The organism is Cupriavidus sp. MEYA8, assembly GCF_059278825.1.
On the sequence record NZ_CM181221.1, the window covers coordinates 511340 to 533589 of the forward strand.

Here is a 22250-nt window from a genome sequence, read left to right on the forward strand (position 1 = left end):
GCCGCATACGGATTTTGCCAAACCCTGAATTCTATCGGCTTTTTGGCCGCACGCCCCCATTGGCGGGGTGGCGGCTGGCGCGCGGGGGTGCCGGCGGATGTCGGGCTTTCGCAACGCATGGGGAAAATACCGACCCTGTTTTCAAGTTGCGGGAACGCTAGCCGATAACGTTTTTGTATACAGTATGAGTAAGCAACCCGCTTGAGAGCGTTGCGGTTGGCAGGCTTGGCCGTCCTGCCGGTAGGAAATTAACGTTGGGGACTTGGGATCATGACACTCCTTTCTCGCAAACCTTACCTGGTCGCAATCGCGGTCATGATCGCCGCGGCCGTCGTGTCGGTCGCGACCGGGCTGCTGAAATAGCGCAGCCGGCGCGCGCCTGGCGCGCCACGGATGCCGCGGATTATCGCGATCAGTGCGATCAGTGCGATCAGTGCGATCAGCGGCGGGAAGCCCGGCGCGCCAGCAGCGCCAGGCCGGGCTTCAGCCTGCGCGCCGCGAGCGCCAGGCAGCTGTGCCCAGCAGCAGCGCAAACAGCGCCAGCACCGGCGCGTTCCCCCAGCGGATATATGGGGTCAGCCCCTGCATGCCCTGCACCTCGGCCACCAGCGTGCCGACCGTGAAGGTGGGCAGGCGCGCCTGCACGGTGCCGTCCGGGCGCACCACCGCGGTCATGCCGGTATTGGTCGAGCGCAGCATCGGGCGGCGCGTTTCCAGCGCGCGCATGCGCGAGATCTGCAGGTGCTGGTCCAGCGCGATGGTGTCGCCGAACCAGGCCAGGTTGGTCAGGTTGGCCAGCACGTTGGCGGGCGCGGGCTGCTGGCGCAGCGTCTGCGCGATCTCCTCGCCGAACAGATCCTCGTAGCAGATATTGGGCGCCACGCGCACGCCGCGCACCGGCAGCGAAGGCTGGTCGAGCCCGCCACGGCGGAAATCGCCCAGCGGCATCTTCATCATGTCGACGAACCAGCGGAAGCCCAGCGGGATGAACTCGCCGAACGGCACCAGGTGGTGCTTGTTGTAGCGGTACAGCCGCTCGGTCAGCGGCCCCAGCCCGAACACGCTGTTGGTGAAATCGACCGGCGAATCGGCGCCGGCCGCGCCGAACAGCACCGTGGTGCCGCTCTGCAGCGCGTAGTCGCGCACCGCCACGGCGACGTCGACCGGCAGATCCTGCAGGATCACCGGGAAGGCGGTTTCGGGCGTCACCACCAGGTCGGCGGGCTCGGCGGTGATCATGTCGCGGTAGAGCGCGATCGAGCGCTGGATGCCGGCGGCCTCGAACTTGATGTCCTGAGGCACGTTGCCCTGCAGCAGCCGCACCGTCAGCGGCTTGCCGGCTGGCGTGGTCCAGGCCAGCGGCGACAGCGTTGCGCCAAGTGCCGGCAGCAGCAGCGCCAGCGCCAGTGACACGACGGCAGGCGTGCGCGCACCGTGCCCCAGCCCGCGCGCGGCCCCGGCCAGCAAGGCCGCGACAGCGGCCGCCAGCGCCCCGATGCCATAGACGCCGACCAGCGGCGCAAAGCCGGCAAGCGGCCCGTCGGTATGGGCATAGCCGCCCGACAGCCACGGGAAACCGGTGAACACGACGCCGCGCAGCCACTCCGACAGGCCCCACGCGGCACCAAACGCCAGCGGCGCGAGCAGCGCCGCGGCCCATGTGCCTGCGCGCAGCCGTGCCGTCAGCCGGTGCCACAGTGCGCCCGCCAGCGCCGGCCACAGCGCCAGGTAGCCCGAGAACAGCACCACTGCCAGCGCCGCCATCCACGCCGGCATCTCGCCGTAGACGTGCATGCTGATATAGAGCCACCAGATGCCGGACAGGAACCAGCCCAGGCCGAAGGCATAGCCGGTGGCCGCGGCGATGCGCGCGCGCGGCGCGTCGGCCATCAGCGCGGCCAGGCCGGCCAGCGACAGGATCTGCAGCCACCACCAGTCGTGCGGGGCGAAGGCCTGGGTGTGGGCAATGCCGAGCACGCCAGCGAGCAGCAGCCGAGCCATCGCGGCGGCGCGCGACCGCGCGCCGGGCACGCTGCCAGCACCGGCGTTGGCAGCAGCGGCGCCGTTGGGGATCGGGGCGGGATGCTTCATGCGCCGGCAGCGCTCGCGCTGTCAGGCAGGGATTCGCGGCGCACCTGCAGCAGGTGCACCTGCCGCGCGTCGGCGCGCAGCACTTCGAAGCGGATCGGCGGCAGGGTGATGACCTCGCCGCGGTGGGGCACGTGGCCCACGTGGTTGGACAGCAGTCCGCCCACGGTGTCGACGTCGTGGTCGGAAAAGCCGGTGCCGAAGGCCTCGTTGAACTGGGAGATCTCGGTCAGCCCATGCACGCGCCAGCTGCCGTCGGGCATCGGCAGGATATTGTCCTGGTCTTCGTCCAGGTCGAATTCATCCTCGATATCGCCGACGATCTGCTCGAGCACGTCCTCGATCGTCACCAGCCCGGCCACGCCGCCGTATTCGTCGACGACGATGGCGATATGGTTGCGGTTGATGCGGAACTCGCGCAGCAGGATGTTCAGGCGCTTGGATTCGGGGATGAATACCGCCGGGCGCAGCGTCTCGCGCAGGTCGAAGGCGGGATCGGTGTAGTAGCGCAGCAGGTCCTTGGCCAGCAGGATGCCGATGATGTTGTCACGGCTGCCTTCGTAGACCGGGAAGCGCGAGTGCGCGGTCTGCTGCATGAACGGGATGAAGGTCTCCGGCGCGTCGACGATATTGACCATATCCATCTGCGCGCTCGGCACCATGATGTCGCCTGCGGTCAGTTCGGAGACCTGGAACACGCCCTCGATCATCGACAGCGAATCGGCGTCGATCAGGTTGCGCTCATGCGCGTCCTGGAGCACTTCGAGCAGTTCTGCGCGGGTGTCCGGCTCGGGGGAGATCAGGTCTGACAGGCGTTCGAGAAGCGATCTGGGGCGATCGACCTGCTTCAGGTAGGCGGGCTTCGAACTGGGATAGGGGTCGTTCATTTCGCGGCGAGCGCGTGGTGGAGATCGACTGAAGGATACACCAAAAGGCTGTCGGTCCCGTGACAGCCGGGGGTTGGCGGCTGCTGGATGTGATGCCGGCGGCACCATGTCCGGTGCCGCCGGTGCGCCGCCAATCACGCGGTGCCGGTGCGCTCGGCGAGATAGGGATCCGCGTAGCCCAGCGCCTGCAGCGTCTCGGTCTCGATCGCCTCCATTTCCTCGGCTTCGGCGTCTTCCTCGTGCTCGTAGCCCTGGGCATGCAGCACGCCGTGCACGATCAGGTGCGCATAGTGCGCTTCCAGCGGCTTGCGCTGCTCGCGCGCCTCGGCCTCGACCACCGGGCAGCACAGCACGATATCGCCGGTCACGGGGTCGTCCTCGTTCTCCGCATAGGCAAAGGTCAGCACATTGGTGGCGTAGTCCTTGCCGCGGTAGGTGCGGTTGAGCAGCCGGCCTTCCTCCTCGCCGACGAAGCGGATCGTCAGCGCGGCATCGGCATACAGCGCCGACTTGACCCAGGTTTCGATCTTCCTGCGCGGCGGCAGGCCGTCCTGCCTGCCGATGCCGTCGCCCTGCTGGATCTCCAGCTCCAGCGCCGGCGGCGTGGCCGGGGTGCCGGTGGTGGTCACGACCGGCGTGGCGGTCACGGCCACGGACAGCGAGTCATGGTTGTCCGGGCGCACCAGCAGGCCGGCCTGCTGGTTGGTGTCGGTATGCTCGGCCAGCAGCGCGACCACGCCGTCGGCGGCCTGCGACAGGTCCAGCGTCAGGCTGCGGCCATCCGGCAGCTGCACGCGCAGCGCATGCGCGGCGCTCTTGCGCGCGCGGCCATCGCCATCGAACAGGGTCAGGCTGACGCCGGGGGCCTTGGATTTCTGGTCTTTCGGGGATTTCAATTACGCGTCCTTGTGCTGGGCGTGGTATTCGTCATAGGCATCGACGATGCGCGCCACCAGCGGGTGGCGCACCACATCGATGCTGGAAAAGCGGGTAAAGGCGACGCCGCGCACGTCTCGCAGCACATGCTGCGCCTCCACCAGCCCGCTCTTCTGGCCCTTGGGCAGGTCGATCTGCGTGATGTCGCCGGTGATCACCGCCTTGGAGCCGAAGCCGATCCGGGTCAGGAACATCTTCATCTGCTCGGGCGTGGTGTTCTGCGCCTCGTCCAGGATGATGAAGGCGTGGTTCAGCGTGCGCCCGCGCATATAGGCCAGCGGCGCGATCTCGATCATCTGGCGCTCGAACATCTTCTGCGTGCGGTCGAAGCCGAGCAGGTCGTACAGCGCGTCATACAGCGGGCGCAGGTAAGGATCGACCTTCTGTGCCAGGTCGCCGGGCAGGAAGCCCAGGCGCTCGCCGGCTTCCACCGCCGGGCGCGTCAGCACGATGCGCTTGACCGCGTCGCGCTCCAGCGCGTCGACCGCGCACGCCACCGCCAGGTAGGTCTTGCCGGTGCCGGCCGGGCCGATGCCCATGGTCAGGTCGTGCGACAGGATATTGCGCAGGTACTCGCGCTGCGCCACGGTGCGGCCCTGCAGGCCGGTACGGCGGGTGTGCAACACCGGCGATTCGTCTTCGTACTCGCGCTCGTCCTCGGCGCTGTCGTTGCCGGGCAGGTAGGCACCATGCGCGGAGAGCTGGCGCGTTTCCACCAGCCCGAGCTGCACGTCGTCGATCGACAGCGCCGTGCGCGCCTGGTTGTAGAAGCGCTCCAGCGCGGCCGTGGCGTCCTGCGCATTGGCGCCGCGCACTGTCATGCGGTGGCCGCGGCGCTGGATGGTCACATCCAGCGCCTGCTCGATCTGGCGCAGGTTCTCGTCGAGCGGCCCGCACAGGTTCTGCAGCCGGGCGTTGTCGTCCTTGGGAGCGACGAATTCTGCGGAAGGGATCTTCATGTAGTGGGGTTGCCTGCAGGATTACTGGCGCACCACGATCTCGCCGCGCAGCGAGTGCGGGAACGCCTGCGTGATGCTGACATCGACCATCTGGCCGACCAGCCGGTCGCGGCCCGCCTGGGGCACACCGGGCAGCGCAAAGTTGACCACGCGGTTGTTCTCGGTGCGGCCATGCAGCTCGGTCGGATCCTTGCGCGCGGGGCCTTCCACCAGGATGCGCTGCACCGTGCCGACCATGCCCTGGCTGATGCGCTGCACGTTTTCCTCGATGGTGGCCTGCAGGCGCTGCAGCCGGCGCAGCTTGACCTCGTGGGGGGTGTCGTCGTGCAGGTTGGCCGCGGGCGTGCCCGGGCGTGGGCTGAAGATGAACGAGAACGACGTGTCGTAGCCGATCTCGTCGATCATCGCCATCAGCTTCTCGAAGTCGGCATCGGTCTCGCCGGGGAAGCCGACGATAAAGTCCGACGACATCGACATCTGCGGGCGCAGCGCGCGCAGCTTGCGGATGATGCTCTTGTATTCCAGCACGCTGTAGCCGCGCTTCATCGCCATCAGGATGCGGTCCGAAGCATGCTGCACGGGCAGGTGCAGGTGGTTGACCAGCTTGTCGCATCGGCCATAGAGCTCGACCAGCCGCGAGGTGAATTCCTTCGGGTGGCTGGTGGTGTAGCGGATGCGCTCGATGCCGGGGATCTCGGCCACGTATTCGATCAGCAGCGCAAAGTCGGCGATCTCGGTGGTGTCGCCCATCTTGCCGCGGTAGGCGTTGACGTTCTGGCCCAGCAGCGTGACTTCGCGCACGCCTTGCTCGGCCAGGCCGGCCACTTCGGCCAGCACGTCCTCGAACGGGCGCGAGACTTCCTCGCCGCGGGTGTAGGGCACCACGCAGTAGCTGCAGTACTTGGAGCAGCCCTCCATGATCGAGACGAAGGCGCTCGGGCCTTCCACGCGCGCCGGCGGCAGGTGGTCGAACTTCTCGATCTCGGGGAAGGAGATGTCCACCTGCGACTGGCCGGTGCGCTGGCGGCGCGAGATCAGGTCGGGCAGGCGGTGCAGCGTCTGCGGGCCGAACACCACGTCGACGTACGGCGCGCGCGAGACGATGCTGGCCCCTTCCTGGCTGGCCACGCAGCCGCCCACACCGATCACCAGGTCGGGCTTGACCGCCTTCAGCGCCTTCATCCGGCCCAGCTCGGAAAACACCTTCTCCTGCGCTTTCTCGCGCACCGAGCAGGTGTTGAACAGGATCACGTCGGCATCTTCGACGTTGTCGGTGGGTTCCAGCCCCTGGCTGGCGTTGAGGACGTCGACCATCTTGTCCGAGTCATACTCGTTCATCTGGCAGCCGTACGTCTTGACGAAAACTTTCTTCATATGCCGATCTCAGTGGTTGACCTGGGGGCATCAGGGTGTTGCAACAACGCGCGGTCGCGTGGGGCACGCCGCGCTCTTTCGGGGGACTACGATTTCTGTTTCAGCGCCTTCTGCTCCGGCTCGCTCAGCACCCAGGCGGTCAGCAACTGGCCGTAGAGGTCGAGCTTGTACCGCACCGGCAGCTTCTGGCCTGCCACCGCGGCCGTGGCCAGCAACTGGTTGTCGGTCCCGAACAGGCGCAAGCCCGGTGCCACGCCCACGGTCTTGCCGTCCAGCGTGGCGGTCTGCGGCGCGGAGGCCGACGGAGCGGCGAGCACCAGCCTGGCTGCCGACGCGTCTTCAGGGATCACCCGCACCGGCTGGGCCGAGGCGGCGGCCGCGCCGAGCAGCAGGGCCGTTACCGTCACCGCCACCGTTACGCCCGCCAGCCACGGCAACCGCCCGCGCAAGGAACTGGCAACTTCCGGCGCCTCGCGGCGCATATCACGACCTGCTGGCATGGGGAAACTCCGTCAAGTAAGGCGAAGCGTGGGTGGGATGGCCCGGAGCGGGCGCAACCGGGCATTTTACTCGTTTGGCGCCTCCCCGGGGCGGCCCGGCGAGATGGCATTCAGAACAGGCAGGATGCCTCTTGCAGCACACGTTGCTTCGACACGGTACCGATCAGCTCACGGTCGACCCTGTCCCGCACCAGCGGGATCCGGTTGATGCCGTGTTCGGCGAACACCTCGAGCGCATCGCGCAGGCGCGAATCGGGCGTTAGCGACGGGAAGTCGCGCTCGGCCAGCTCCAGCACGCCTTGCTGCGAGCCTTCGCGCTGGGCGCGTTGCACGGCGTGGATCGACAGTGCGCCCAGCAGGCGCCCGTCGAACTGCACCAGGTAGAGATAGCGGGTACCGGTCTCGGCGAATTTGTCGGCGGCCTCGGCCAGGCTGGCGTTGGGGTCGAGCACGGTGGCGGTCGGGTCGCACAGCCCCGCCAGCGTCATGGTGCGGGCGTGCTCGGCCGCGGCCGACGCCTGTGCGCGCTCGGCGATCACGCTGTACAGCGACAGCGTCTGGCAGCGCGATGCCGTGTAGTACGCCGCCACCGCGCCGATCATCGACGGCAGCAGCAATGCCGGCGCCAGCGTCATTTCGAACACCATCAGCACCGACATCAGCGGCGCCTGGCTGGTCGCCGCCAGGAACGCGCTCATGCCGACCAGCGGCAGCAGCGGCGTGGCACCGTCGGCGACGCCATGCATGGCCAGCGCCAGCAGTTGCCCCAGCGCCGCGCCGACGAACAGCGACGGGGTGAACACCCCGCCGACCGCGCCGGAGCCCATGCTGATCACCGTGGCCACCAGCTTGGCCAGCAGCACCCCGGCCACCGGCACGCTCAGCGGCTGTTCCTGCAGGATGGTCTGGATGGTGTGGTAGCCGTTGCCCACGACCTCGGGCACTGCCATCGCCAGCACTCCCACCAGCGCGCCGCCCAGCGCCAGCCGCGCCACCGGCCCGCCCGGCACCGCGGCGAAGCGGCTGCGGGCGAACCCAGATGCGCGCAGGAACAGCGCGCCGACGATGCCGGCCGCCACGCCGAGTCCGGCTGCCGCCAGCAGGATATGCGGGCGGAGGTCCGGCGCGATAACCAGGCCCGGATACAGCGGCTGCAGTCCGCCATGCCACTGGCTGACCATGGCGCCGGCTACCGACGCAAGGAACAGGGGCATCAGCCGCTGCACTGCCAGTGCGCCAAACACCACTTCAGCGACGAAAACGGCGGCGGAAAAAGGGGTGTGATAGACGGTCGCCAGGCCCGCCGCGGCGGCGCAGGCGGTCAGCATCCGGCGCATGTTCGAGCCGCCGCCGCGCTCCAGCCGGGTGGTCGGAAACAGCGAGCCGCACAGCGCCGCCAGCTGGATCATCGCGCCTTCCTTGCCGACCGAGCTGCCGCTGACGATGGAGAAGAACGAGGACATGGCCCGCAGCAGCGTGATCCGCACCGGCAGCCGGCCGCTGCCATTTGCCACCGCTTCCATATAGTCGGTTGCGCCGCTGTGGCTGCTGGCCAGCCGGTTGGAAAGGACCAGCAGCGCGCCGGCCAGCGCACCGCCCACCGCGGGTACCACCACGCGCCAGCCCAGCGCCAGTGCGGCAAAGACGACCACCACGTCGGCATGGCTGGAAAAAAGCACCACGCCGGCACCTTCCAGCGCCTCCTTGAACAGCGTGGTCGCAATGGCCGCCACGATGCCGACCGGGATGGCCGCAAACAGGGTGACTTCCTGGTCTTCGAGGAAACGCAAGCGCATGGCGGGCTCCGGGGCGCAGCAGGGGGCCGGGGCAGTCAGGATGGGCAGGCGCCACTGCGGCGCCTTGAGGGCGGGCCGCCTGCGGAGCCATTCATGATAGCGCAGCGTCACCTGGCCGCGCCGATGTGTGCTGTCGCGCATGCGGCGCTGCCGCATGTGCAGAACCGGCTCGCGACGGACTGGTACACTAGCGACCTTTCCCGCGGGCGGGCCACTGGCCTGCCGGGCCGGCCTTCCGGCCGCTCCTGTTACCGATACCGAACATCGATTACACGAGCCATCCCGCGATCCGCGCACCGCGTGCGCAGGGATGGCCGAAGCAGCAATTCATGTCTTTCTCCGAACTCGGCTTGTCCGAAAAGATTGTGCGTGCGGTGGCCGAACAGGGCTACACCTCACCGACTCCCATCCAGGCGCAGGCGATCCCGGCCGTCCTCAAGGGCGGTGACCTGCTCGCCGGCGCCCAGACCGGCACCGGCAAGACCGCCGGCTTCACCCTGCCGATGCTGCACCTGCTGTCCGAGTCCGCCGCGGCCCGAGCCGCCGGCAATGCGCCGCGCGCCGGCAAGCCGCCGGTACGCGCGCTGGTGCTGACGCCCACTCGCGAACTGGCCGCGCAGGTCGAGGAAAGCGTGCGCAACTACGGTAAGTATTTGCGCCTGCGCTCCATGGTGATGTTCGGCGGCGTCGGCATCAACCCGCAGATCGAGCAGCTCAAGCGCGGCGTCGATATCGTGGTGGCCACGCCGGGCCGCCTGCTCGACCACGTGGCCCAGCGCACCGTCGACCTGTCGCAGGTAGAGCTGCTGGTGCTCGATGAAGCCGACCGCATGCTCGACATGGGCTTCATCCACGATATCCGCAAGATCCTCAACGTGCTGCCGGCCAAGCGCCAGAACCTGCTGTTCTCGGCGACGTTCTCGGACGATATCCGCGCGCTGGCCGACCGCCTGCTGAACAACCCCGCCTCGATCGAGGTGGCGCGGCGCAACACCACCGCCGAGACCGTCGACCAGCGCGTCTACCCGGTCGACCGCGAACGCAAGCGCGAATTGCTGGCGCACCTGGTGCGCCAGCACGACTGGCACCAGGTGCTGGTGTTCACCCGCACCAAGCACGGCGCCAACCGCCTGGCCGAGCAGTTGACCAAGGACGGCCTGTCGGCGCTGGCGATCCACGGCAACAAGAGCCAGTCGGCGCGCACGCGCGCGCTCTCCGAGTTCAAGGCCGGCACGCTGCGGCTGCTGGTGGCGACCGATATCGCCGCGCGCGGCATCGATATCGACCAGCTCCCGCACGTGGTCAACTTCGACCTGCCCAACGTGCCCGAGGACTATGTGCACCGCATCGGCCGTACCGGCCGCGCCGGCGCCGAGGGCGAGGCGATCTCGCTGGTCTGCGTGGACGAGCATGCGCTGCTGCGCGATATCGAACGCCTGATCAAGCGCAAGATCGAGCAGACCGTGCTGCCGGGGTTTGAAGTCGACCCGAGCATCGCACCCGAGCCGATCCAGAAGGGCCGCCAGCAACGCGGCGGCGGGCAGGGGCAGGGGCAAGGGCAGGGCCGCGGCCGCAGCCAGGCACGCCCGGCCAACGCCGACGGCGAGCCGGCACAACGCGCGCGCGCGCCGCGCCAGGCCCACGATGCACCGCGCCAGGGCCAGGGCGGCCAACCGCGCCAGCGGCAGGCCGAAGGCGGCCAGCGCCGCGGCGGCGGCAACGGCAATGGCAACGCCGGCGGCAATGGTGGCGGCAATGGTGGCGGCAATGGTGGCAGCAATGGCGGCGCACGCGGCGGCGCACCGCGCCAGGGCAGCCAGGAGCCGGCACGCGGCCAGCAACGCGCCGCCCAGCCGGCGCGCCAGCAGCACGATGCGGCCCCGGCCCCCGTGCGCAACCGCCGCCCGGCGCCGCAGGCCGCACTGCTCGGCGGCAACCGCAACCGCGACTGACACCATGACAGCGTTCACCGCCCCGGCCGATTCCGGTATTCCCTATGCCGGCCTGACGCCTGAGCGGATGCTGGACGCGCTCGAAAGCGCCGGCCTGCGCCCCGACGGGCGGCTGCTGGCACTCAACAGCTATGAGAACCGGGTGTGGCAGGCCGGCATCGAGGACGCCGCGCCGGTCATCGCCAAGTTCTACCGCCCCGGCCGCTGGACCGACGCGGCCATCCTGGAAGAACACGCCTTCGTGCAGCAGCTGGCCGATGCCGAGATCCCGGCCGTGCCGGCGCTGTTCTTGCCGGCCGGTGCGCCGGATGCCGGCACGCTGCGCTACCACGCCGGCTTTCGCTTTGCGGTGTTCCCGCGCTGCGGCGGCCGTGAGCCCGCGCTCGACCGCAAGGACACGCTGACCTGGCTCGGCCGCTTTATCGGCCGTATCCACGCCACCGGCGCGGCACAGCCTTACCAGGCCCGGCCCGCGCTGGATATCGACACCTTCGGCATTGCCCCGCGCGACTGGCTGCTGGCCAGCGGCTGCATCCCCGTCGACCTGCTGCCGGCGTGGCAGTCGGTCGCCGAGCTCGCGCTGGACGGCGTGCGCCGCTGTTACGAACGCGCCGGCGAAGTGCCGCTGCTGCGCGTGCATGGCGACTGCCACCGCGGCAACGTGCTGTGGATCGACGAAGACGATGCGCGCGGCGGCAGCCTCGGAGCGCCCGGCCCGCACTTTGTGGATTTCGACGACAGCCGCATGGCGCCGGCGATCCAGGACATCTGGATGCTGCTGGAGGGCGACCGCGCGGCAATGCAGGACCAGCTGGCCGACATTGTGGCCGGCTATGAGGACTTCGCCGAATTCCGCACGCGCGAACTGTGGCTGGTGGAGGCGCTGCGCACCCTGCGCCTGCTGCACTACAGCGCCTGGCTGGCCAGCCGCTGGGCCGACCCTGCCTTCCCGGCCGCGTTCCCGTGGTTCGGCACCGCGCGCTATTGGCAGGATCGCATTCTTGAACTGCGCGAACAGGTGGCCCTGATGGACGAAGCGCCCCTGTGGGGCGCTTGACGGCTGCTGCAACTCCCCTCTGCCGCTTGCGGGAGAGGGAGAACACCTTGCTTAGGCTAGCTCGGGGTGGCTTGGGAGCACCTCAAACGTTAGCCTGCCGGCTCTTTTGTTCAGTTACCCCTTCTTTTCCGGCGCCTTGACCAGCAGCACCGGGCAATCCGCCTGCGCCAGCACGCGTCCGGCCACCGAACCGATCACCGCATCGAAGAAGGAACCGCGGCCATGCGTGCCCATCACGATGGCTTCGGCATTCACCGAACGCGCATAGGCCACGATGCGTTCCGGCGCAAAACCGTGCAGCGCATGCTGCTCGAACGGCACGCCGGCCGTCTTGAGGATCTCGCTGACACCCGCCATCGCCTTGTCACTGGCCTCCTTGTGCCAGTCGTCGATGGTTTCCTTGCTGACAAAGGCGCGCACCTGGCCGCTCACTTCCGGGGCCACATGCACGACATGCACGGTAAAGCCGGTCTGCAGCAGCTTGCCTTCGGCAACAAAGCGCGCCGCGGCATCGCTGAAGGCCGAGCCATCGGTGGCGAGCACGATATTGGTCATGACGGGAATCTCCTGGATTGGGGGCTGTCGTTGGGGATTGTCGGGACGAGCCAGGTTGAAGAACACCTCCTGACGCTGCCGCCGCGGGGCGCCGGCGCCATCTGAAACCATCATCGCAGCAAGTTTCCCGCTGTGACCCGATTTAGATCAAGTTGGTTCGGAAAACTACGATGCCACCACGGCCTCGCGTGCGATAACCGGCCGCATGGCAAATCCGTCAACCCGGCTGGCTGTTTCGGCCATTGCCGCCCAGGCGCCGTGGCGCGTAGCATGGCTCGCGAGCGCCGTGACAGGCCGGCAGGAGGCCGTACTGACGCGGCGCACTACATATCCCAGCCAGGCTGGCCCGGATCCCGACCTCGGACCCCGGCGCACGGCAACCGGAGACAAGCAAATGAGTGAGCATGGCAAGCTGCTGCCCCTGCGCGGCATCAAGGTGGTGGAATTTGAAGGCATCGGCCCCGGCCCGCTGTGCGGGGCCATGCTGGCGGGCCTCGGCGCCGAGGTAACGCTGGTGACCCGCCCGGTCGCCCCTGACGCGCGCCGCATCTTGCGCGGCCAGGCCGTGCCGCCGGAGATGGAGCTGGAGCACGGCAAGCAGGTGGTGCAGCTGAACCTGAAGGCGCCCGATGGCGTCGCCGCGGCGCTCGACCTCGTGGCAGGCGCCGATGCGCTGATCGAAGGGCTGCGCCCCGGCGCGATGGAGCGGCTCGGCCTGGGCCCCAAGGCCTGCCATGCCCGCAATCCGCGCCTGGTGTACGGCCGCATGACCGGCTGGGGGCAGAGCGGCCCGCTGGCGCAGAGCGCCGGTCATGACCTGAACTACATCGCGCTGACCGGCCTGCTGTCGATGGCCGCGCGCGACGATGCGCTGCCGATGGTGCCGCCGACCGTGATGGGCGACGCCACCGGCGCGCTCGGGCTGGCCTTCGGCCTGACCAGCGCCATCCTGAGCGCGCGTGCCAGCGGCCAGGGCTGCGTGGTCGATGCGGCGATCACCGACATCGTTGCCATGCTCGGCTCGCTGGTGCAGGTATCGCGGGCCGCCGGCACGCTCGGCGGACCCCAGCCCAGCCCGTTCCACGACTCGCCGTTCTATGACGTCTACCGCTGCGCCGACGGCCGCGCCATCACGCTGGGCGCACTCGAGCCGCAGTTCTACCGCGAACTGCTCGAACGGCTGGAACTGACCGACGTCGATCCCGCCACGCAATACGACCGCGCCCAGTGGCCCGCCCTGAAGGCGCGCATCGCCGCGTGCATCGCCGCCCAGCCGAGCAAGCACTGGGAGGCATTGCTGGGCGGCACCGATGTCTGCTTCGCGCGCGTGCTGACTCTGGAAGAGGCCGCCTGCCATCCGCACAACCAGGCGCGCGGCACCTACCGGATGTTCCGGCAGGGCGAGCGCGAGGTGCCACGCTCGGCGCCGGCGCCGCGCTTCCTGCCCGCCGGCACGGAGTGAGCGGCCGGTTCGGCTAAGATCTGTCACCACCTGATACCGGAGACAGATGCCATGGCCGAACCCAGCCAGAATGCCGACTACACGCCCACCCCCGCGTTCGCCACCGGCCTCGAAGTCCGCACCGAGGTCCTTGGCCCGACGCACGTGCAGCGCGCGCTCGATGCCGCCGCACAGCAGGGCGACACCAGCCTGCAGCAGCTGGTCACCGAGTTTGCATGGGGCACGGTGTGGACCCGCGAAGGGCTGGATCGCAAGCAGCGCAGCCTGGCCACGGTATCGATGCTGATCGCGCTGAACCGGCCGCAGGAACTGGCCGGCCACCTGCGCGGCGCGCTGGCCAACGGCGTCACGCCCGAGGAACTGCGCGAACTGATGGTGCACAGCGCCGTCTACTGCGGTTTCCCAGCGGCGCTGGACGCCAGCCGCAAACTGACTGAAGTGCTGGACGCCGCCAGGTCCTGACGCGCAGGCCGGCCCGGCTACGCCTGGCTGTGCACCCCTGCGGAATTGCCCGGCCGCCGCGCAGATTCTGCTGCTCCCGCGCAGCGAGTATTCCGCGCTTCAGCACGCAGCATGGCCCTTAATCTTGGCAGTTCCCCCAAGCTGTCAAGGAGTTCCAATTGCAACACGCGTTGATCGTCGACGAGCCTTCCCGGTTCCGCACTACGCTGTCCGGTCAACTGGCGGCGGCCTTGGAGGCCGCCGAAGTGCTGGAAGCCGACGGCGTGCGCGATGCGTTCCGGCTGGTGCGCGATCACCGCCCCGGGCTGGTGCTGGTCGATGTCGAGTATTTCGGCAATCCCGGCGTCGATTTCGTCCGGCGCGTGTCGGCAACCTTTCCCACGGTACATGTGCTGGTGCTGTCCTGCACCGACGCCACCGCCGCCCCGGTGCGGGCGCTGCGCGCCGGCGCGCACGGCTTCGTGGTCAAGCATCGCGGCGTGCCCGAGGTGCTGCAGGCCGCGCGCGGCGTGCTGAGCGGCTACCTGGTGTTCCCCATGTACACGCTGGAAGCCGCGCGCCAGCTCGGCGAAGCGCTCGACTCCGGCATCCCGCGGCTCAGCAATCGCGAAATCACCATCCTGCAATACCTGGCGCGCGGTCATTCCAACAAGGCGATCGCCGCGGAGCTGCTGATCAGCAGCAAGACGGTCAGCACGCACAAGGCCAACATCATGGCCAAGCTTAATGTCGGCTCGCTGGTGGAGATGGTCGACTATGCGCGTCGCCACCAGCTGGTGTGGTGAACGGCTGCATCAGCGCGTGCACGGTGCATCGCTGGCCACCATTGCCGCCGCCTGGTTGCCAGGCTTGCCGAGGTCATAGTGCAGCGTGCAGGCATCGCCACTGGCCTGGCTCCACCGTGCCGTCAGCGTGCCGGCGTCCGTTGCCAGCCCGCGTACTAGCACGCGGCCTGCCTGCGCCACGGTCCCGACCGGCTTGCCGTCTGCACTGAACACTTCGGCGCCGAACGGCACTGGCGCGCCATCCGGCAGGCGCGTGCTCAGGATTGCCGCGCGGCCGGGATTCTCGGTTTCGAAGCGCACCCGCACCACCGCGCCCGCGGTGGGCGCGATCCGCTGCTGCGTCGACTTGAGAGTGACTTCCAGCGGCAGGCCCTGCGGATCGAGCTCGATTTCGTTCCGCGCGAACGGCACCAGGTTCGAGACCACGGCATGGCCCCACGGGTCGACACGCAGCCCGGCGCCGTTGGCCAGGCGCGCGCCTGCGGCGTCTTTGGCCTCGACCACAGCGACGGTATCGCCAAGGGACGGCGAGAACGCCACGCCATCCGCGTAGGCCACGATGCCGCCGGAAATGCCCGCGCCGGCCTGCGTATATGCGGTACTCCTGGACGCGTTGGCGGTCATCGTCGCAAACGGCGAGATATAGGAGACGCTGCCACCGATACTGTTGGCGCTGCCGGACCCGCCGCCGGTATGTCCAGCATTGAGGGCATAGCTGAAGGCATTGTCGCTGCCGAGCGTGCCGGTCACGGTCTCCTGTGCCGTGAAGGAACCGTCGGAGCCGCGCTGGACGCTGGTCAGCGAGTAGGGTGCCCGTGGCGACTTGCCCAGCGGCAGGCCGACGGTCAGCATCACGCGCGTGTCCCACTTGCTCGTGGCGACATTCAGTTGCCGCGACGCCGACACCCCATAGGCGATGGCGCGGTAAGTATTGTTGTAGCCGGCCTGGAACTGGCTGACGGTGCTGCCGCCCTGCCAGTAGCTCTGCACCGAGCCGGTCAGGTAGAAGTTGCCATAGCCGGCCGGCAGGGCCTGGTTGATGCTCAGCTGCAGCTTGCCGCGCGCGGTGGGCAGGCTTGGCAGCCGTCCCGCCTGGTCCAGCGCGAGCCAGGACATGGCATCGGCGAGGCCGAGGTAGCCCCGGCTGGAGTAGCGGTATGCCGCAACCGAGAAATTGGTATTGGTTGGTGCAACCAGCTTGCTGTAGCTCAGCCGCACGCTCTGGCCGCTGCGGTCCGGTTGACCCTGCAGCCGCGTGCTGGCATGCGTGATGTCGGCGCCAAAGGCACCCAGGTCGGTATTCAGCGCGGCACCCGCGGCGATTGCCCCATAGCCTTGCGCGGCCACAAAGCCGCCGTAGCCGGTGACGGTGTTGCTGAAACCGTGCAGGTAAGTGCCCTGCAGCAGCAGCGTCGAGCCTTGCAGTACCGTGTTGCGGTACTGGCCCGCGGTGACGCTGTAGCGGCTCTGGCCGGCGCGCAAGGCGTTCACCGCGGCGGCGTAGGGCATCGTCGATACGTGCACGCTGCCGTCCGCCTCGGTAACCACGACTTCGATGTCGCCGCCGTAGCCGGTGGGGTACAGGTCATCGATCTCGAACGGCCCGGGTGCCACCGTGGTTTCGTAGAGGATGTTGCCTTGCTGGCGGACTTGCACGCGGGCATTGCTGCGCGCGATACCGCGCACGATCGGGGCATAGCCGCGCAGCGATTCGGGATACATCCGCTCGTCGCTGGCCAGGCGCACGCCGCGAAAGCCGATGCTGTCGAACAGCGTGCCGTCGGTAAACGCATCGCCGATTACCAACTGGCTTTTCCAGGGCGCAATGGCGCGCTGCAGGTTGGTGAGTACGCTCTGGTAGCGCGTGCCCTGCCGTTCATCGTGGTTCAGGCTGCCCTGGTGGCTGAAGCGCCATGGTCCCAGGTTGAGGCCGGCGTTCAGGCCCACATAGGCCTGCGTGGTCGACAGGCTGGATGCGTCGGAGTGATAGACGTTGGCGTTGTACTGCAAGCGCGCCGCCGGAACACCGTTGTCCCAGTTCTCGGGGCTGACGTAACCACGTGCGCGGCGCACCATCGCGGCCTGCGGCACGCTGATGTCGAGCCGCTGCTCGCCGTTGTCGAAGCTCGCGGTGGCATCGGCGATCAGCGCTGGCAGCGGCTGGCAGCCGTCGCCGTCCAGCGATGCGGCGGCCGTCAGCCTGGCCAGGTCGACGCCGATGCGCTCCAGCAGGCTGCGATCGAAGCACGGCACCGCCGGGGCGGCGGGGTCGCCGGACTGGCGCAGCTCCACGCCGGCGCGACCCAGCCAGATTTCGTTGACATACAACTCGGCACGGTAGTGGCCGGGCAGCGCCGGATTGCCCTTGCTGAAGCGGCTCAGGTCCGCAACGCCGCCCGCCGTACCCTGCAGGAAGGTATCGCTGAACTCCACGTCCTGCGCGGAGCGGACAGGCATCGGGCCGACGTCGGGTTGCCCGGCTGCGCCTGCGTTGCTGGCGAACAAGGTCAGCAACACGGCATAAAGCGGGCGCAGGCGAAACGGGACGTGACGGGGAGAGAGTGTCAGCATGGAACCGGCGTGTCGACGATGGCCGCACGCAGGCATCGGCAGCCGGCGGCTGCCGAAGGGCGTAACGGACCGTGGGTTGAAGAGTGAAGAGGGCTAGCGAGAGCCGAAGGCGTTCAGCGGCGCGCCGAATTTGTCTCTGCCGCCGAAGTCGTTGATGCAGTGCACACGCACCGTGGCGCCGGCAGGGTTGCGGACTTCGCTGTCCAGGTGGAAGGTTGCAGTGGCGCCAGGCGCAATCATGTCCGGGTCTGTCGCCTTGGCGAGGTGCTCGCCGGCAATGACCTCGACGCTGACCGGCGACACATGGTATGGCGTTGGGTTATGCGCCAGCAGCACGGGTTTGCCGTCGCGGCTGCCAAGTTCCCAGCGCAACGCAGCCGGCGCCTCCGTGGCGCTGCCCGGCAGGCCGGCGGGGCGGAAAAACAGCTTGAAGCGCGAACGGAATGCCATTTGCAGCGAGTTGACGCCAGCTTCATCGGCGGACGGCTTCGGCGGGATTTCAAGCACGTTGAGCCAGAACAGCGACTCCTTGTCTTGCGGCAGCGGCTCGCCGGTATAGAGAATGCGTAGCGTCTGGCCCTTGCCCGGGTCGATGCGCGCGATCGGCGGCGTGATCGTGAAGGGCACTTCGATCGAGGTCGGCGTCGGAGTCGCCGTCCCGGCATCGACCCACGCCTGGGTGAGCGCGGGCGATTGCCCTTCGTTGGTCAGTTTTAGCGTGACTTCCTTGTCCGCGGCGCGGTAGACCACGCGCGTGCCGCCGACGATGACGGAGGCGTTGGCGGGCAACGCGCACGACAGCGCCAGCGCGGCCATGGGGGCGGCCAGCAAGTTTCGCAGGGATGTGGACAGCATGTTGAGGCCGTAAAACAGAGCTTGAAGAACCAGTCGTCGGCAGGACCGGCAAGCACAGCAGGGGGAAACGAGGCGGCACGCGCCGCCAACATGGCGCGTGCCTACGCACCGGACTGCGCCACGTGAGCGCCAGGTCCGGAATCGGATTTGCCCTTCAGGGAAATCTCAGGAACGCGCTGGCGTCACGGATACGCGATGGTGTACATCACGCTGGAATTGGCCACGCCCGAGGCGGCCTGGCCGGTGGCGACGTATTCGGCAAAGTAGGACAGGGTGGCCGTGCCGCCGGTCAGCTGCATGGGCAGCGAGTTCTGGGCGCTGTCCGCAAAGCCGGCCTTGATCTGGGAGAAGTCGGCATTGAGCAGCCCGATCTGCACATTGCTTGCCGTGCCGGTGCCGCTGTTGATCACCAGGTTGCCGGTGCTGGCGTCGGTGGTCGGTCCCGGTTCGAAGTAGGTATGGACCGCGCCGGTATCCGCATCGCAGCTCAGTGCAATGGTGAACGGGGTGCGGCCGGCGCGCGCACCAGCGGTGTTCAGCGTCTTTGCCGATACGGTCGGCAGCGTGACGGTGAACGACTTCGAGCCGGTGCCGTTGCCATTGATCTCGCACGAGGTGGGGGAGATGTTGCCGTTGAAGGTAATGGTGCCGTCGGCGGCATGCGCGGATTGCGACGCGAAGACGATGCCGGCGGCAATTACCACCGGTGCAAATGCGAATTTCATGTTGGGTCTCTTGGTTGTGGAAGACGTGCCCGCACGATTGCCGTGGCACGCAAGTGTTCCAAGGCAGCGGCTGCATCCGGACATCGGAATTGCCTTGTGAACGGGGCCCAGTGTAGGAATATGGCGATACGCCCACCGTGTGAAACTTCCGAGCAAGCTGCGTGAATCGGCCGAATTTGCCTGGTGACCTTGCCGGACCCGTGACTTGCGTTGTTCGATGTGGTCTGGCGGTCGCGAAGCGGCCCGCTGTGCGGTCCTGACGCCGCTTCCCCAACACGGGTAGACTGTGGGCGTGTGCCACGAAACGAGCCCATCCCCACGATGCCTTCGTTCCCGACAGCCGCCATGCGCCTGACCGGCGCCAGTCTTGCCGCAGGCAAGGCTGCTCTCCTTGCGCTTTGCCTGGCCGCGCGTCACGTCAGCGGCCACCGTCCCGGCAAAATGAAGCTAGCGCTCGCCGCACTGTTGCTGGCGGGCGCCGCCGGAGCCCCGGTCCTGGCCCAGGCGCCTCAGACGACCCAGACTCCACCAGCGCCACCAGCGCCACCAGCGTCGGCGCCACAAGCCGCTCCGGCACCTGAGGGACCACTATGGTTCGCCCAGGGCAGGCCCGTACCGGAAGCCAGGCAGGCGGTCGACGCGCTGTCCAACGCGGCTGCGGATGGACTCGATCCGGGCGACTACGATGCCGAGGCGCTGCGTCAGGCAGTGCACCAGGCGGCCACCGGGCCGGTGCTCGCAACGGATGCCGCCGCCCGTCTTGGCGCCGCGCTGACCGCCGCGATGGAGCGCATGCTGGCCGACCTGCACGGCGGCCGTATCAATCCCCGTGCGGTCCGCGCCGATTTCGCGCCACAGGAAGAACGCCCGTATGACGCCGCCACGGTGCTGCGCGAGGCGGTCGCGCAACACCGCCTGCCGGACGCGGTGCGCCAGGCCGCGCCCACTTTCCCCCTGTATGGCACGCTGCGCGAGGCATTGGCCCGCTACCGCGAGATCGCCGCGCTGCCGGTCTGGGCGCAGCCGCTGCCGGCGCTGCCCGCGGGCAAGCTGACGCCGGGGCAGCCGTGGGCGGGCACTGCGGCGCTGACGGCGCGCCTGGTGGCACTGGGCGACCTGCCGGCAGGCACGAAGCCGCCGGCGCGCTATGAAGGCGCACTCGTCAATGGCGTCAAGGCGTTCCAGTCGCGGCACGGGCTCCAGGCCGACGGCGTGATCGGCACCGGGACGCTGGCGCAACTTAATCTGCCCATGGCCAGCCGGGTGCGGCAGATCGAACTGACCATGGAGCGGATGCGCTGGACCCCGCTCGATGGCCCGCGCATGATCGTGGTCAACGTGCCGGAGTTCATGCTGCGCGCCTACGAGATCCGCGACGGCAAGCTCGACATCAAGCTGGAGATGAAGGTGATCGTCGGCAAGGCGCTGGATACGCGCACGCCGTTGTTCGAGGAAGATATGCGCTACATCGAGTTCAGCCCGTACTGGAACGTGCCGCCGTCGATCGCCAAGCGCGAGACGGTGCCCCGGCTGCGACGCGATCCGGCGTATTTCAACCAGCAGGGCTTCGAGTTCGTGACCGGCGACGGCAAGGCCGTGACCACGCTGTCCGAGGACAACCTGGAAGCGGTGCTCAATGGCCGCATGCGCATCCGGCAGCGCCCCGGCCCCATGAACGCGCTGGGCGACATCAAGTTCATGTTCCCCAACAACGAAAACATCTACCTGCACCACACCCCGACGCCGCAGCTGTTCAAGCGCGACCGGCGCGACTTCAGCCACGGCTGCATCCGCGTGGAATCCCCAGTGGCACTGGCTCAGTTCGTGCTGCAGGATATGCCAGACTGGAACGAGGCGCGTATCCGCGAGGCGATGGCGCGCGGGAAGTCGAACACGGTGCGGCTGCAGCAACCGCTGCCGGTGGTGCTGGCCTATGGCACGGTCATCGCCCGGGCCGATGGTCGTGTATCCTTCCTGCCTGACATCTACGGTCACGACAAACTGCTGGACAAGGCGCTGCGGCAACGCACCGGGCGCCCCTCGCCGCCAGCCATCGCGCGCGCTGCTGCCAGGCAGTGAGGCGCGCCCAGCACAAGCAGAGGAAGTACCATGAATGATGCGACGCGCAAGGCACGCCGCCGCTTTCTACATACCACCGGAGGCCTGGCGCTGGCTGCCGGACTGATGCCCCTGGCGCCGCGCCAGGCGCTTGCCAGCCTGCCCGATGCGCGCACGCTGGCCTTTGACCACACTCATACGGGTGAGCGCATCAAGCTCGTCTATGCCGTGGGCGACAGTTTTGTGCCCGAGGCACTTACTTCGCTCAATGGTTTCCTGCGCGACCATTATTCGGGCCAGGTTGGAGTGATCGATCCGCAGCTGTTCGACCTGCTGTACCAGCTGCGCCGAGAACTCGGTACCAACGAACCGTTCCAGGTCATCTCGGGCTATCGCAGTCCGGCCACAAATTCGCGCCTGCGAACCTCGCGTGGCGGCGGGGTCGCCAGGCACAGCCTCCACATGGACGGCAAGGCCATCGACATCCGCGTCGCCGGCGTGCCGCTCGGTGACCTGCGCGATGCCGCGAAGACGTTGAAGGGCGGGGGTGTCGGTTTTTACCAGGGCGAGCAATTCGTACACCTGGATACGGGCCGGGTACGCTACTGGTAACCCCCGGACGGTCGTCACCGCCGGCGACTGATTAGTTGACCGGGCACGTCGATGCCCCTGGCGGCGGCCTTGAACAGGCCGTCGCAGCGCCAGCAACTCCTCCCCCTTAGCACTGCCGCAAGACGAGCCGCAGGTCGCCAATGATCTGCTGCGGTCCCCAGCGTCCCTCATGCGCCGATTCACATTCAACTAAGTGATATATATGAGTTAGTTGACATGGATCTTTAGCTTGCCTAAGATGGTTTCACCGACAACCCGCACAACCGACCCACAGAGGAGACAACGATGATTCACGTAGTGCTGCACGACGCCAAGGACACCGTGGCGGTGGCCGTGGTGGAAGGGATCCAGGCTGGCACCAGGCTGAACGCCTGGATCATGGATGAGGACAAGATCGTGACCGTGACCGCGCTGCAGCCGATCCCCATCGGCCACAAGGTAGCGCTGTGCGACATGGATCCCAACGACACCGTCTACAAGTACGGCATCGACATCGGCAAGGTGGTGGCGCCGATCAAGGCAGGCGAACACGCCCACGTTCACAACATCAAGACCAAGCGCTGGTAAGCCGCGCCCCCCGTCCGCCTTCGTCCGCCACTCATCTCCCCACTCATAC

At 68.0% G+C, this 22250-nt stretch carries 19 protein-coding genes; 8 read left to right on the forward strand and 11 right to left on the reverse strand.

Annotation, left to right across the window (positions count from 1 at the left end; genetic code table 11):
- Positions 1–483: 483 nt before the first annotated feature.
- The 7 genes from lnt to AC5WJ1_RS02420 all read right to left on the reverse strand — a co-directional run bounded on the left by lnt (position 484) and on the right by AC5WJ1_RS02420 (position 8540).
- Positions 484–2091, reverse strand: a complete 1608-nt coding sequence (lnt, locus tag AC5WJ1_RS02390) for an apolipoprotein N-acyltransferase (RefSeq protein WP_195430617.1) — start codon at positions 2089–2091, stop codon at positions 484–486.
- Positions 2088–2975 (reverse strand): CorC family transporter, encoded by an 888-nt coding sequence (locus tag AC5WJ1_RS02395; RefSeq protein WP_135704482.1) that lies wholly within the window; start codon positions 2973–2975, stop codon positions 2088–2090. The genes lnt and AC5WJ1_RS02395 overlap by 4 nt, the downstream gene beginning before the upstream one ends.
- 134 nt (positions 2976–3109) lie before the next feature.
- Positions 3110–3871, reverse strand: a complete 762-nt coding sequence (ybeY, locus tag AC5WJ1_RS02400) for an rRNA maturation RNase YbeY (RefSeq protein WP_135704484.1) — start codon at positions 3869–3871, stop codon at positions 3110–3112.
- The gene (locus tag AC5WJ1_RS02405) at positions 3872–4870 is read right to left on the reverse strand and encodes a PhoH family protein (RefSeq protein ID WP_133093760.1); all 999 of its coding nucleotides are present in this window, start codon (positions 4868–4870) and stop codon (positions 3872–3874) included.
- Positions 4871–4891: 21 nt separating this feature from the next.
- The gene (gene miaB, locus AC5WJ1_RS02410; RefSeq protein WP_195430621.1) at positions 4892–6244 is read right to left on the reverse strand and encodes a tRNA (N6-isopentenyl adenosine(37)-C2)-methylthiotransferase MiaB; all 1353 of its coding nucleotides are present in this window, start codon (positions 6242–6244) and stop codon (positions 4892–4894) included.
- Between the two features lie 86 nt (positions 6245–6330).
- On the reverse strand, positions 6331–6744 hold the full coding sequence (locus AC5WJ1_RS02415) for a hypothetical protein (RefSeq protein ID WP_135704486.1): 414 nt from the start codon (positions 6742–6744) through the stop codon (positions 6331–6333).
- Positions 6745–6854: 110 nt separating this feature from the next.
- Complete coding sequence (locus tag AC5WJ1_RS02420; RefSeq protein WP_135704488.1) at positions 6855–8540, reverse strand: ClcB-like voltage-gated chloride channel protein; 1686 nt, start codon at positions 8538–8540, stop codon at positions 6855–6857.
- Positions 8541–8869: 329 nt separating this feature from the next.
- Between AC5WJ1_RS02420 and AC5WJ1_RS02425 the strand changes: the two genes are divergently transcribed.
- Positions 8870–10492, forward strand: a complete 1623-nt coding sequence (locus AC5WJ1_RS02425) for a DEAD/DEAH box helicase (RefSeq protein ID WP_494476351.1) — start codon at positions 8870–8872, stop codon at positions 10490–10492.
- A gap of 4 nt (positions 10493–10496) precedes the next feature.
- Entirely contained in the window at positions 10497–11549 is a 1053-nt protein-coding gene (locus tag AC5WJ1_RS02430; protein WP_135704492.1) for a serine/threonine protein kinase, read from the forward strand.
- Between the two features lie 114 nt (positions 11550–11663).
- On the opposite strand, the gene AC5WJ1_RS02435 is transcribed toward AC5WJ1_RS02430, so the two are convergent.
- Positions 11664–12104, reverse strand: coding sequence for a universal stress protein (locus AC5WJ1_RS02435; protein WP_135704494.1), 441 nt, complete (start codon positions 12102–12104; stop codon positions 11664–11666).
- 394 nt (positions 12105–12498) lie between these two features.
- On the opposite strand from AC5WJ1_RS02435, the gene AC5WJ1_RS02440 reads away from it, so the two are divergent.
- From AC5WJ1_RS02440 to AC5WJ1_RS02450, 3 genes are all read left to right on the forward strand, one after another.
- On the forward strand, positions 12499–13566 hold the full coding sequence (locus AC5WJ1_RS02440; protein ID WP_135704496.1) for a CaiB/BaiF CoA transferase family protein: 1068 nt from the start codon (positions 12499–12501) through the stop codon (positions 13564–13566).
- A 51-nt stretch (positions 13567–13617) separates the two neighbouring features.
- Positions 13618–14028, forward strand: a complete 411-nt coding sequence (locus tag AC5WJ1_RS02445) for a carboxymuconolactone decarboxylase family protein (RefSeq protein ID WP_135704498.1) — start codon at positions 13618–13620, stop codon at positions 14026–14028.
- A 158-nt stretch (positions 14029–14186) separates the two neighbouring features.
- Positions 14187–14813: a response regulator transcription factor gene (locus tag AC5WJ1_RS02450; protein ID WP_133093769.1), complete on the forward strand. Its 627-nt coding sequence runs from the start codon at positions 14187–14189 to the stop codon at positions 14811–14813.
- A gap of 9 nt (positions 14814–14822) precedes the next feature.
- Here AC5WJ1_RS02450 and AC5WJ1_RS02455 read toward each other — a convergent pair whose 3' ends face one another.
- The 3 genes from AC5WJ1_RS02455 to AC5WJ1_RS02465 all read right to left on the reverse strand — a co-directional run bounded on the left by AC5WJ1_RS02455 (position 14823) and on the right by AC5WJ1_RS02465 (position 18964).
- Positions 14823–17270, reverse strand: a complete 2448-nt coding sequence (locus tag AC5WJ1_RS02455; protein WP_368671185.1) for a fimbria/pilus outer membrane usher protein — start codon at positions 17268–17270, stop codon at positions 14823–14825.
- Between the two features lie 207 nt (positions 17271–17477).
- Complete coding sequence (locus tag AC5WJ1_RS02460) at positions 17478–18239, reverse strand: fimbria/pilus periplasmic chaperone (RefSeq protein WP_368671186.1); 762 nt, start codon at positions 18237–18239, stop codon at positions 17478–17480.
- A 182-nt stretch (positions 18240–18421) separates the two neighbouring features.
- A complete protein-coding gene (locus tag AC5WJ1_RS02465; RefSeq protein ID WP_195430633.1) occupies positions 18422–18964 on the reverse strand; it encodes a fimbrial protein in 543 nt (180 codons plus the stop codon).
- A 441-nt stretch (positions 18965–19405) separates the two neighbouring features.
- On the opposite strand from AC5WJ1_RS02465, the gene AC5WJ1_RS02470 reads away from it, so the two are divergent.
- From AC5WJ1_RS02470 to AC5WJ1_RS02480, 3 genes are all read left to right on the forward strand, one after another.
- Positions 19406–21043: a L,D-transpeptidase family protein gene (locus tag AC5WJ1_RS02470; protein WP_195430636.1), complete on the forward strand. Its 1638-nt coding sequence runs from the start codon at positions 19406–19408 to the stop codon at positions 21041–21043.
- A gap of 30 nt (positions 21044–21073) precedes the next feature.
- Complete coding sequence (gene mepK, locus AC5WJ1_RS02475) at positions 21074–21634, forward strand: peptidoglycan L,D-endopeptidase MepK (protein ID WP_135704504.1); 561 nt, start codon at positions 21074–21076, stop codon at positions 21632–21634.
- Between the two features lie 285 nt (positions 21635–21919).
- Positions 21920–22201: a UxaA family hydrolase gene (locus AC5WJ1_RS02480; protein ID WP_195430638.1), complete on the forward strand. Its 282-nt coding sequence runs from the start codon at positions 21920–21922 to the stop codon at positions 22199–22201.
- Positions 22202–22250 lie beyond the last annotated feature (49 nt).